We start from the raw sequence: 12,628 nt of genomic DNA on the forward strand, positions 1-12,628 counted from the left end.
CACGCTTACCATTTTTAATAAGCTTTTAATATTCGCTTATTTTCCGTCTATCATTTTAACTTTCCTAAAAAACAAATCACATAAAAAAGTAGATTCTTCACTTCGTTCAGAATGACAGAGTGTAGGGTAGAAAACAAAGGGGTGTACCAAGTAACAAAGTATGTAAAATATATTTTTTCTGACAGACAAGAATGCCTGCCTGACGGTAGGCAGGTCTGTCCTACCACAAATAACAAAATAGGCTTTTTATTTACTTTTAAGCTCCACTAACATAGTTTTGGCTTGTTTATAAAGCGGATTCGTAGTTGCACCTATTTCTTCGTAAGATTTTACGGATATTTTAAGATGTTTGATTGCGTTATTTTTGTTGCCTTTGCCTTTATAAGCGATTCCCATATAGAAGTTATAGCTTGCCGTTGCATCTTTATTATAAACCGAACCTGGTCTTGATATTGCCATTAAATTAGCATACTCTATAATCTTATCAAATATTTTGGCAGTCTCTTTTTCCCTTCCTACTTCCTTAAGGGAAAGAGCATAATAATATCTTTCTTCCAATGAATATTCCGGCGGGACAGAGGCGACTCCTTTATTAAATGCTTCTTGTGATAATTTACTATTTCCCAGTTTCTTATATAGGTTTCCCAACTTCCAGTAAGCTTTCGATTCTCCGAGATATGATTTATCATACGAAAGTCCACCAATATCCCCGATATTCTTTGGTGGAACAAGTGATTTTTCCATTTCTTTTGCTGCATCTTCCAGCGCATTTTTCTCCATAAATTTGTCTGCTTTTCTTATATGAGCATCCTTATACCAGTTCAATACGGCATACTCCCCTTCCCAGTTTTCAAACTCGTTTGTTTCTATCAATTGGATAATTTTATCATCATCACCTTTCTGGACATACAAAGGTATAAGTCCTCTTACAACAAGGGATGATTTATTAATTTTACCCATTACCGGCTCTAAATATTTTATGCCTTTTTCTATTTCCCCGGCAGACGCCGCAATTTCTCCACATTCCCTGTAGTAATCCGCAAGGGTGGGATTATATTTTAATCCTTTTTCATACCATAAAAATGCCGTTTTGGGATCGTTTTTTACTTTGTTATAAGCATACCCTAAGTTCCTATATATAACCGTAATAAACTCACTGCGTTTGCTAATTTCCCCGGCAGGTAATTTTTCAACTATTTCCGATGCCTTTTTCCAACGGGCTATGGCTTCATCTTCCCTGTAACTGTTCATCAGAAGATTGCCTAACCCTGTATACGCAAGGTAATCATCGGGACATTCTTTTATAACATCTTCAAGTATCGTGAAATCTTCAAGTCTTGAGGGGAACATATAATCCCAGTTTTTAATTTCATAAACTTTTTTGTAATATCCTGCATAATCTTTCACATCGTTCATTTTTGAGAAATATCCAAGAGAATAATATACCATTGGGAAGACTGCATTGTCGGTTACAAACTTTTCAGTATCGGTAAATTTTTCTCCCGATTCATCCGCAAAATGTTCGGAAGTAACAGAGACTTGTTTGTTGCCCTTTACTTCTATTACGTCTTTAAGAACTTTACAGGCATCTCCATACAAGCCACAACTTGCATAATCGCAAGCAAGTTCAATATAATTATGGTCGTTTGAGCGTATAAGTTCTCTGAAATCCGTAAGATATTTAGTATCTCTCGTAATATTGTATTTTTCCCATAGTGCCAGGTGATTTGTTGGGTCGTCAGTCAAAATTCTATCATTAAGTTCCAGCGCACTTTTTTTATCACCGGTTTTGCGGTATGCAATTGCAAGCAAGTTTTGCGCTTTTGTCTCTTTTGTATTTTTTGCAAGAGATTCTTTAAAATGAGATATTGCTCCTGCAATATTATTTCTCATAAACTCCGTTTCTCCAAGATAGTATTGAGCGCTTGCTTCCGTTTCTAAATATTTTGCCGCTATGGAAAGTTCTCTAATTGCATCATCTAATTCAAGTTTTCTCTTGTGAATAAGTCCTAAATAATAATGCGGGACTCCCTGGTCTTCGTTCCTTTTAAGAGAAGTTTCAAAGTGGGTAACGGCTTTGTCCCATAATCCTCTCTGGTAATAAACCGTTCCCAGTACATTATGTGTTAAATAGTGACTTGAATCTTTTTCCAAAGCGCTATTAAAGTAGGTAAAAGCTTCAGCGTTTCTTTCATATCTCAAAAGCTCCATACCTCTTACATATGATTCTTCCGGAGTCATATCTTTAACGGGTTTTTCCTCATTAGGGATAAGTCCGGGTTTGGGGAGTTTATCATCTGGGACGGGTGCTTTTTCGGCATAGTCTATAAATTGTTTTCCATCCTTAGCAGTCAATTTTACCGAAATCATTCCGCTTTGTTTTGAGTATGGAATTTGCTCCGAGTATACTTTCCCGGGTTCCATTGAGGCGGATTTCTTCAATATTTCTTTATCCCCTGTATTCACTACAAGTATTGCATCTTTAAGACTTTCATTAACATTAACAAGAATCTCTGCGGTTGCATCTTTTTTTACAATGTTCAACGCTGCTTCAGGATTTGCCGTTACCAGTCCTTTTGTGTTGTTTATGGGAAACCATTGTTCTTTCCACGCAACAACCTGATGTGGTTGTAAAAGACGGAAAATTGCCTGTGTTAAAAACGGGCTGCTGTCTATTTCATTATATTGACCGTCATTATCGGTTAATCTAACGGCTGCAGAATAGTGTCCGTACGGGTTATTCCCGAAATCCCAGAATTTTGTTCCCGTTAAAACGTTTCTGTCGGCACAATGGGCAACGCCCTTATTAATTTGGTAATCGTAATATCCGAAGAAATTGTCAGTCGGGAAATATGCACTCAAAGCAACGGAATGTGGTAAATTCTTATGTAAGCTTATATCTGTCCCTTTAAGTGAAGGTTCTACAATACTGTCTGCTATAGGCCATGAATATATTGCAGTTAATTCGTGGTCAATTGCTCTTTGCGCCGGGTATATCATCCTGCAATCTTCATTTACGTGAACTGCGCATATTGACCAGAAATGATACCTGTGAGGAGAATCACTGCCGTTATATAACTTTACGGACTCTTCCATATAGTATTTTCCGGGATAAAGTGTAAGTGTTACGCTCCATTTCATTCTGTATCTTCTTTCAACGTTGCTTATGATTATTGAAGCGCTGCCGTCAGGATTTTCTTTTAAAGTGTTATCAACCGTAGTAAAAGCAGTAATCGTATGGGCATAGGGAAAATTGAATGAAATTCCGCCCGAGCACCATGCGCCACGAATACCATAAAGAGCAGGTTTTACTACATGGTTTGTATAAAGAACTTCTCTTTTGTTAACCTTATCGTATATGTCATAAAGTTTACCGCCTAAAAACGGCGCAACGGTTACTTTTAGATATTCGTTTTCAATTGTAAGAAATCTGTGCTTCTGGTTTATTTTTTCCTTATTTGACACGTCTGCCTGCATAGGATAAGGATATATGTGGGTACGATAATATTCAGCCATATCAAAAAAGGGATAAGGGTTTTCAGGGTATACCTTATATGTCGGCAAGGTTATTTCTTCTTCGTATGCTTTTACTTTTTCTGCATTAATATTTCCGGCAATCCCAAAAGAAACTGCCAGTATTAAAAACCCAATCACTTTTTTCATTACGACCTCCTAATTAACGCAAGACTCAATCCGCCTAAGACGGACTCTACATTATTTTCCCCAGATGCTACTTTTAATAATCTTTATTTTACTTCTTTTGACCATCCGAAATTGCTTCGCATACGAACTATCAAGAGAGCACAGAGTATGGTAACGACATAAAGAAGAAATCCGATAGGTCTTCTGTAGAGTATATATCCTGTGCCGAATAGCGCGCTATATACCATAACACATCCCAGTATCCATGCAAAGAATGCGCTTCCGATATTCATATCGGGTTTTACTTCAGGAGCCTCTTTTGCTATCATTTTCCAGCCTGGACCTGCAGGTTTTATAAACCTATAGAATGACAATAATTTTTTCTTTTCTTCATCGGACGGTTTAACTGCAAAAGTTGCGATTAACCAGACAATCGTCGTAATTACGATTGTAACCAAAAGAGCAATATGGTCAGGCATTTGTGGGTATCCCAGCACTTTTGTATGGATAAACTTAATATAAATAGAAACAATAAAAGCTGAGAACATTGCCGTGATTTCGGTCCATGCGTTTATTCTCCACCAGAACCAGCGGAGTATGTAAATAAGACCCGTTCCTGCGCCAATAGTCAGCAATATTTGAAATGCCTGGAGCGCATTTTCCAGAAGAAGTGTTATAAGACCGGCGAGAAACATTAATCCCAAAGTTATCCATCTTGACACCATAATGTAATGTTTTTCCGATGCATTTTTGTTCATAAATCTTTTATATGTGTCATTTACAAGGTAAGATGCTCCCCAGTTAAGATGTGTGGAGATAGTTGACATATAAGCTGCGGCCAATGAAACTACCATAATTCCGAGGAATCCGGCAGGTAAAAACCGTAACATCACGGAATATCCTAAATCCTGTCTTATGTTTTGTACTCCGCCTATTACCGATATCTGTTCAGGAGACAATGCTGTTCTTAAGTCAGGGAAAACTATTATTGAACAAAGTGCAACTATAATCCAAGGCCAGGAGCGCAAGGCATAGTGTGCAACATTAAACAAAAGCACGGAGAGTAATGACTGTTTTTCATCCCTGGAAGCGAGCATTCGTTGAGCAATATAACCACCGCCGCCGGGTTCTGCGCCGGGATACCATGTTGACCACCATTGAATTGCCAATGGAACAATAAATATCGGTAACATAACACTCCAGTTTGAGAAATCCGGTAACATAGAAAGTTTACTCATATCAATTTTTGATATCATTCCGGATAATCCGCCTACTTCAGGGCGTTTAAGTGAAAAATAAGCTGCTGCGATTGCACCCGTCATAGCTAGAATAAACTGTACAACATCAGTTACGACGACTCCCCACATTCCGGAAAGCATTGAATAAAGGACAGTAACGGAACAACATACTATTATAACGGTTACTTTACTCCATCCAAAAAGTACCAATCCGATTTTTGTAGCTGCAAGTGTAACGCTAGCCATAATCATAATATTAAAAAAGAGTCCGAGATATACCGCTCTGAATCCTCTTAAGAAAGAGGCCGGTTTGCCGCTATACCTGAGTTCGTAGAATTCCATATCGGTTAAAAGGCCTGCGCGGCGCCATAATCTTGCATAAAAGAATACGGTTAACATCCCCGTCAGCAAGAAAGCCCACCAAACCCAGTTTCCCGAAACTCCATTCTGACGAATGATATCCGTAACAAGATTCGGCGTATCCGTAGAAAAAGTCGTTGCGACCATTGATATTCCTAATGCCCACCACGGGAGAGAGTTTGAAGATATGAAAAAATCTTTTAAACTTTTACCTGCTATTCGAGTATGAATTACTCCTACGTACAAAGAAAGGGCAAAATACGCGATAATAATTACCCAATCAATAAGCGCTAAATGTACCATTGTTCCTCCCTTTTCTACTTAATTATTTTGTTATAATTTTTATTTTTGTCATTCTGAGCGCAGCGAAGAATCTCGTTGTATTTTTTTTGATATTCTACTGACCCCAAAAACTCTTCACTTAAATCTCGCCACTCAGGATTTACAGTCTCTATTAAAGCAATTTTTTTCTTTCTTAACCAGCCTTTTATTTGTTTTTCTCTCATAATTGCTATCCTTACATCATCTGTATCCTCAAAATATACAAGTTTAGAAATATTATATTTTTTTGTAAAACATTCAACTAATTTATTTTTATGTTCAAGGACTCGACGTTCTAAATCATTTGTTACCCCGGTATATAGAGTCTTTGTCCTGTTAGTCATTATATATACATAATAACATCTCATTTCATTAATTAAAAGATAGATTCTTCATTCCGCTACGCTCCATTCAGAATGACAGACTCAAATCTTGCCACTTATATACTTCGTTCAGAGTGACATAAATATGTTTCACTTTGTTCAGGATTTCATGTCCGAATGACAGAAAGTGATATGCCGTATAATTGTCATTCTGAGCGTAGCGAAGAATCTCGCTGTTCCTTTCAGTAGAAAGTCCAGCGGCTTAATCCACGTTATACTGCTTAGATTCTTCATTTCGCTGCGCTCCATTCAGAATGACAGACTCAAATCTTGCCACTTATATACTTCGTTCAGAGTGACATAAATATCTTTCACTTTGATTTGACATTATGTATTTGGATTTTATAAAATTCTATTAACTCCTTCAGCTACATTTATAATATAAGATTTTCCACCTGCTTTTTCTATTGCCTCTGCGACGGCTTCCGGATTTGAAGGCGCGTATGCAAACATACAACCACCTTCACCGGAACCTGTCAATTTGCCACCTAATGCGCCTGCTTTAATAGATGCGTCTATCATTTTATCCAATTTGGGTTTAGAAACAAAGATTTTATCTCTTAATACTGCCTGGTGGGCGTTTAATAAGTCCCCCATTTTTTCATCAGTCATTTTGTCTGACAAAAAGAGGCTCTTTGCTTCTCTTGTAATATCACGGGTAGTAATTCCACCTTCAATTAAGAGTTGTTCCTCTTTATCAAGGGTTGTAAGTATTGATTTTATTTCTCCAAGAGTAATTGTTTTAAGATTAAAATCCGGTTTTTGTTTTCTTATCGTATCTACTGCTCTTAATGTACCTTTTTTAACTCGGGATAAAGTTTTTGTAGTATCTTTTGCCTGAAGGGAGTCTCCTAATACGAAAGCTCCCAGTTTAGCGGTTAGTCTTGTTATTTTGAATTCGGGTTTAAAATCAACGAATATTATAGACCCCATTGCGGATGAGCACTGGTCCATCATACCGCCGGGTTCGCCAAATTCTTCAACTTCGGAAAGGTATGCTAAATATGCGATTTTTTCCGGGTCGTCTTTGTATTTATGTTCTGAAGCAGATAAAAGAAACTTTATCCAGGCAACACACATTGCGGATGAACTTGAAGCACCGGCATTTATGGGAATTTTACTGCGAATTTCGCAATCGTAGCCGTGGTCAAGTTTTGCGCCTTCCCGCCTGACAACGTTAACTCCGCTGCGCAGGTAATCCCGTTCCGATATGTAAGGAATTTTCCCGTCAATGTCAAATGAGAACTCTTCTTTGCTTGATATATCAGGTAATTGAATGTTAAAGGTTTTATCTTTTCGGGGAGTTCCTTTTATTGTAATACGCAGGTCAATTGCTGCGGGGATAACGGGGAGTCCTAAGTAATCCTGATGCTCGCCGAATAAACAGATCCTGGCAGGCGCCGATACGACTAAATTAGTCATTAAATATTAAAAATTGATTATTTTAAACAATAATAAATACAGTTATGAGAATAAGTCTTATTTGTCAAACTTTTTAAAAATAGTTTACTAAAATTATTAACCGCAGATAAACACAGATTAACACGGATAAAAAAGTTTTTTACCGCAGAGATGTTACACAAAGCAAACAGATTGTTTTATTTGTTTTTCTTGTGTAAATCGTGTGAAATCTTGTGGTTCTATTCGCTTATCTCATCAAAACTATTTTCTTAGTTATTGTGGATGTTGCGGTGTTTAAACTTACAAAGTAAACCCCTGATGACAAGTCTTTTGTATTTACTTTTACGTTATAAGTACCTGCTTTTTTCTCTTCATTTAGAAGTGTTTTAACTACTCTGCCTGAAAGGTCGTAAAGTTTTAATGAAACATTACTTTTAGCAGGTATGTAGTAATTAATAATTGTAGATTTAACAAACGGATTCTTCAGTGTTTTTAATTCCACATTCCGAAGTTCAAAACCCGAAATTGAAGGTTCTTCTATCCCTGTTTCATTATAACTTGTCAAACCGCCACCATCTGTTCCAATCCATATTATACCATTTTCTATTACTATTGAGTTAACATAATTACTCGGTAAGCCCGAATTACTATAATCATAAACTGTCCAGTTAGTGCCGTCAAACTTTGCAAGACCGTTATAAGTTCCGATCCAGATATTACTTCCTTCTATCTCAAGAGCAGAGACATAATTATAAGGCAACCCAGAATTTGATTTATCATAAACAGTCCAGATTACCCCATCAAACCTTGCTAATCCGCCATCGCGAGTACCAATCCATTTTGTGTTGCCCAATGTTGCTATTGACCGAACACGATTATCTGGCAAATTAGAATTGCCCATATTATAAACAGTCCAGATTACCCCATCAAACCTTGCTAATCCACTATCGCAAGTACCAATCCATTTTGTGCTTCCTTCTATTGCTATAAAACTAACCCAATTATCCGGCAAACCAGAATTCGAGGTGTTGTAAACAGTCCAGTTAGTGCTGTCAAACCTTGCTAATCCATTACGAGTGCCAATCCATTTTGTGCTCTCTTCTACTGCTATTGAAAAAATAAAATTATCTGGCAAGCCAGAATTACTCGTATTATATACAGTCCAGTTAGTTCCATTAAATTTTACTAAGCCACCATGAGTTCCAATCCATTTTGTGCTTCCTTCTATTGCTATAAAACTAACCCAATTATCTGGCAAGCCAGAATTACTCGTATTATATACAGTCCAGTTAGTTCCATTAAATTTTACTAAGCCACCATGAGTTCCAATCCATTTTATAGAGTCTTCTATAGCTATTGAATAAACACGATTATCCGGCAAACCTGAATTGCTTGTGTTATAAACTGTCCATCCGGAATATTCGGCATTCAATTGATGCCAGACACTTCCAGCTAATAAAAAAATCCAGCCTAATCGGCAGGTAAGTATCTCCAAAAACTTTCCTTTAATTTCCATTTTTCTTAATTACCCCTTTCATTGTCTTCTCTGCTTGTACAAAATCTTCCATTGTGTTGATTGCCATACCAACAACAGGATCTTCTGCCTGAACTGTTTCAACTAAATTATTATGTTTAAGGAGCATTTCTATTATATCAGTTAGATAGTATTCTTTTTTTGCATTGTTGTTTTTGATTTCGGAAAGTAGTGGTAAAACTACTTCTGCACGGAAACAATAATGTGATGTATGCACTTCTTTAATCGCCAATTCATCTTTGTTCGCATCTTTAACTTCAACGACCTTGAGCAACTTACCTTTTTTATCACGAATAATACGACCATAATCAGGCGGTTTATCATAACAGGCAGTAAGTATCGTAGCCGCTGCTCCGCTTAAGCGGTGTTTATTTACCAGAGTATTTATGACTTCAGTCGTCAGAAATGGGCTATCTCCAACTACAACAAATAAATCGCCGGTATAATTTTTTAAGTGATCCCTGACTTGCATTAAGGCGTGACCGGTTCCTAATCTTTCTTTTTGAAGAACAAACTCAAATCCATTTCCCAATACCTGTTTTATTTCATCCGCCTGATATCCGACAATTATGATATTTCTTTTTATACCGCTTTTAATTAGCGTATCGGTTACGTATTTTATTACAGGTTTTCCTGCAAGTTCAAGAGCAAGTTTGCTCTGTTTTATACCTGCGGCGGACATTCTTGTGCTTTGTCCTGCTGCCAAAACTACGCCCGTAATTTCTCTGTTTTCGTTCATTCTTATTGCCGTTAATTCTTTCAAGTTTTAATTATTTCAGGCTGAAATGTCAAGGATTATTTTGTTAACAGACAAATCTAACCACCCCGCTCCTCCTCAGGCGGATCTTCGACACAGCGGGGTAAACTCCGGACAGAGAGGAGAAGAACAGAGAAGAAAGACTACCACGAAAGCACAAAAAAACAAAGAAAACACGAAAAACAGAATATTAACAGGGATTGAAAGAGATTAACACAGAACAAAAAGACGCAGAGGGCGCAGAGAAAAAATTTTCATAGTTAGAAGATAAGAGAAAAATATATAGAGCACACAGAGGGAACGGAGAGTGCAGAGAAGAGAATTAATTTATTGAATGGGGCAGAGGCAACATAATCAAATCTAACCACCCCGCTCCGCCTAAGGCGAGATCTTCGACACAGCGGGGTAAACTCCGGACACAGAGAAAAGAGAATTTCATAGTTAAAAGATAACAGAAAGACATAGAGAACACAGAGAAAATAGAGAGCACAGAGAAAAAATAAAGATTAGAGTTAAAAAAAATATACCTATGTTTGTTGAGAGAATGCTTTTAAGAAAGTTCTTTGCATCTTTACTCCCGTAAACTTTCCCGATATTGCATCAATAGTCTTGAACTCATACCCGTTTATTCTTTTATAATAAGCTATCCAGTAAGGATAAAAGAATTCTTTTGTATCTTTTATCCTGTTAACCTTAACACGAATCTTTCTGTCGTTATTGCCTTTTACTAATATCCATTGATATTCGTCCCGCATTCTTTTTGTAGCTTCTTCCCTGCCAATCGTAAACTTAAAACATAGGTTCTTTGTTTTTTCAGTAAACTCAAGATGTTTGGTTTCAAGAAACCGAAATTCTCCCTGTATTCCATCAACGGATAAAAACACTTCTTTTTCTTTATTATTGATTAGAACAAGGATTTCAAACGAGTAATAAGGGAGATAAATTAATTCTATTTTTTCGGGTTTTTGTTTGCGGCGCCATTTACTACCTTTATCAAAAAGCAGTAAGGCTTCTTCTTTAAGAATCAGTGGTTTTACGAACACTGTTATTTCTCGCAGGTTTTTACTTTCCCTTTAAGGAGAGCTATTATACCTATTATGAGAAGTATTCCCCCGGATAACAGGTCTGTAATTTTTCCAACCCTTGTAGCAGGGGCATAAGCAGTAATCATTACTACTATCCCGAACGTCGTCCAGAATACTCCCATTATCTGCAATGGAGTAAACTGTTGTTTCTTTTTTTCTGTCATTGTCAACCCACCATTCCGCCTGAGGCGGATTAAAATTTTATGTATATAATTATCTGGACAACTAAAACAATAACTGCCCACAGCCGTAAATCTCTCCACAGTTTTTTATCGGGAGCGCCTTTGAATATGTATTCTTTCGGCAGTAATATTGCCCAGATTATCATTAATAGAAAAAAAGCAGTTGCGATACCTTTTACCCAGATTGACGAAAGACCGCTTAACCATTGCATCATTTTTATTATTCTCCTTTTACCCTTTTGGATAAATTATCCTGCACCTGTTTATCTTTTAGTACCAATCCATATACCAAACCTCTGATTTTCTCCATTGGTTCCGGTTTAGTCAACAAACTTATAATAAAATTAAGAATTAAAGACGCTACAAATGACCACCAAGCTACGTATAGGAAATTCATCTTGGAAATTGTCAGTACCAAAGCTACCGCAACTCCTCCAAGCAATCCAAATAGCCCTCCCCACTGAGTCGCTCTTGCCCATACTATTCCGAGAAGCATTGTTGCAAAAGTCGGTCCCTGGAACAGGGAAAGTATGTATTGCATAGCTAAGTATATACCGAATTTTTCCGTAATCGGAGCAAGTATAATTCCAAGAATAACGAAAGCAAAAGTTAACCATCTCCCGAAATCAAGATAATGTTTATCCGTTGCGTTTTTCTTAATAAACTTCTGATATATATCTCTTGTCCACAACGTTACGGAAGAATTAAGTGTAGAGTTTACCGATGAATACAGCGCGGCTAAAAAAGCCGAGAACACAAGTCCCGTAAGTCCTGCAGGTAGGAGATTTTTAACAACCCACGGCAATGCTTCATCCGGATTAGTCAACGGAGTCGTGCAGCAGGCAAGCGCAAAAAATCCCGGGAGCACGTAAAGGAAAGGTACTAAAGTTTTCAAGAGTGCTGCGCTTAACATACCGGCTTTTGCATCCCATTCCGAACGCGCTCCTAATGCTCTTTGTAAAATAGCCTGGTGACAACACCACCATGCAGGAGACAAAACTATACCCAATCCAAAAATCATTCCCAACCACGGATAATCAGGGTTACTCAACGGAAGGAACAGCTTAAAGTGGTCAGGATGTTGGGGTGTTATTTTGGCTACAAGTCCGCTCCATCCTCCCACGGTGCTAAATCCAATTATTGCAACCGCTATTCCACCGACTACCATAATTACGACCTGAATTACGTCTGTCATAACCACTGCAGTAAGACCGCCGGTTATTGTATATATTCCTACCATCAATCCCGTAAGTATAATACCAAGCCACATATTCCAGCCTAAATACGTATGAATCATTATACCGCTTGCCCAGAAGAAAATAGCAAGACAGGCAACAAGGAAAAAACCCCAGAGCAAAGCTTCTATTAACCTAACCGCTTGATTATATCTTTCGCCAAGGTATTCCGGGATAGTATAAACTCCTGCTCTCCAGTAATAAGGTACAAAGAGCAAAGCAGATATTACCATAGCCGGGATAGCGCCAATCCATTCGTAATTCGCCTGCGCAAGCCCGACACGAAAAGTTGCGCCGGCACCTCCGATATAGTCATATGCGCCAATGTTCGTCCCGATTATGGACATTCCGATTACCCACCATGTAAGGTTTCGTCCTGCAAGGAAATAATCCTCAGTCGTGGAGATATATTTTTTGAAATATATCCCGACAAGCAACTGGGATAACATAAAGAATATTATGACAAAAACATCTACACCGTTTATCATTT

At 37.7% G+C, this 12,628-nt stretch carries 9 protein-coding genes and 1 pseudogene; all 10 read right to left on the minus strand.

The window, feature by feature from the left end; all coding sequences use genetic code 11:
- Positions 1–246 precede the first annotated feature (246 nt).
- The 10 genes and pseudogenes from WC614_01985 to WC614_02030 all read right to left on the minus strand — a co-directional run bounded on the left by WC614_01985 (position 247) and on the right by WC614_02030 (position 12,626).
- Complete coding sequence (locus WC614_01985; protein MFA5031764.1) at positions 247–3,663, minus strand: DUF5107 domain-containing protein; 3,417 nt, start codon at positions 3,661–3,663, stop codon at positions 247–249.
- Positions 3,664–3,746: 83 nt separating this feature from the next.
- A complete protein-coding gene (locus tag WC614_01990) occupies positions 3,747–5,543 on the minus strand; it encodes a sodium:solute symporter family protein (GenBank protein MFA5031765.1) in 1,797 nt (598 codons plus the stop codon).
- 107 nt (positions 5,544–5,650) lie between these two features.
- A pseudogene (locus WC614_01995) lies at positions 5,651–5,929 on the minus strand (GIY-YIG nuclease family protein).
- 357 nt (positions 5,930–6,286) lie between these two features.
- Positions 6,287–7,366 carry a galactokinase family protein gene (locus tag WC614_02000; GenBank protein ID MFA5031766.1) on the minus strand — a complete coding sequence of 360 codons (1,080 nt, stop codon included), beginning with the start codon at positions 7,364–7,366 and terminating at the stop codon, positions 6,287–6,289.
- Positions 7,367–7,592: 226 nt separating this feature from the next.
- The gene (locus WC614_02005) at positions 7,593–8,861 is read right to left on the minus strand and encodes a T9SS type A sorting domain-containing protein (protein MFA5031767.1); all 1,269 of its coding nucleotides are present in this window, start codon (positions 8,859–8,861) and stop codon (positions 7,593–7,595) included.
- Entirely contained in the window at positions 8,851–9,618 is a 768-nt protein-coding gene (locus tag WC614_02010; GenBank protein MFA5031768.1) for a sugar phosphate nucleotidyltransferase, read from the minus strand. Before WC614_02010 ends, WC614_02005 begins: the two co-directional genes overlap by 11 nt.
- A 545-nt stretch (positions 9,619–10,163) precedes the next feature.
- Positions 10,164–10,679: a hypothetical protein gene (locus WC614_02015; protein ID MFA5031769.1), complete on the minus strand. Its 516-nt coding sequence runs from the start codon at positions 10,677–10,679 to the stop codon at positions 10,164–10,166.
- A gap of 2 nt (positions 10,680–10,681) precedes the next feature.
- Positions 10,682–10,885, minus strand: coding sequence for a hypothetical protein (locus WC614_02020; protein MFA5031770.1), 204 nt, complete (start codon positions 10,883–10,885; stop codon positions 10,682–10,684).
- Positions 10,886–10,914: 29 nt separating this feature from the next.
- The gene (locus WC614_02025; protein ID MFA5031771.1) at positions 10,915–11,118 is read right to left on the minus strand and encodes a hypothetical protein; all 204 of its coding nucleotides are present in this window, start codon (positions 11,116–11,118) and stop codon (positions 10,915–10,917) included.
- Between the two features lie 5 nt (positions 11,119–11,123).
- Positions 11,124–12,626 carry a sodium/solute symporter gene (locus tag WC614_02030; protein ID MFA5031772.1) on the minus strand — a complete coding sequence of 501 codons (1,503 nt, stop codon included), beginning with the start codon at positions 12,624–12,626 and terminating at the stop codon, positions 11,124–11,126.
- Positions 12,627–12,628: the final 2 nt, after the last annotated feature.

The organism is bacterium, from assembly GCA_041649255.1.
Lineage (GTDB): Bacteria > Hydrothermota > UBA3073 > JACQXS01 > JAQTXJ01 > JAQTXJ01.

What these genes read in the sequence shown, in the direction of transcription:
- WC614_02005 (MFA5031767.1), bottom strand. Translation starts at nt 8,861, where the DNA reads ATGGAAATTAAAGGAAAGTTTTTGGAGATACTTACCTGCCGATTAGGC.
- WC614_02020 (MFA5031770.1), bottom strand. Translation starts at nt 10,885, where the DNA reads ATGACAGAAAAAAAGAAACAACAGTTTACTCCATTGCAGATAATGGGA.
- WC614_01990 (MFA5031765.1), bottom strand. Translation starts at nt 5,543, where the DNA reads ATGGTACATTTAGCGCTTATTGATTGGGTAATTATTATCGCGTATTTT.
- WC614_02000 (MFA5031766.1), bottom strand. Translation starts at nt 7,366, where the DNA reads ATGACTAATTTAGTCGTATCGGCGCCTGCCAGGATCTGTTTATTCGGC.
- WC614_02030 (MFA5031772.1), bottom strand. Translation starts at nt 12,626, where the DNA reads ATGATAAACGGTGTAGATGTTTTTGTCATAATATTCTTTATGTTATCC.
- WC614_01985 (MFA5031764.1), bottom strand. Translation starts at nt 3,663, where the DNA reads ATGAAAAAAGTGATTGGGTTTTTAATACTGGCAGTTTCTTTTGGGATT.
- WC614_02025 (MFA5031771.1), bottom strand. Translation starts at nt 11,118, where the DNA reads ATGATGCAATGGTTAAGCGGTCTTTCGTCAATCTGGGTAAAAGGTATC.
- WC614_02010 (MFA5031768.1), bottom strand. Translation starts at nt 9,618, where the DNA reads ATGAACGAAAACAGAGAAATTACGGGCGTAGTTTTGGCAGCAGGACAA.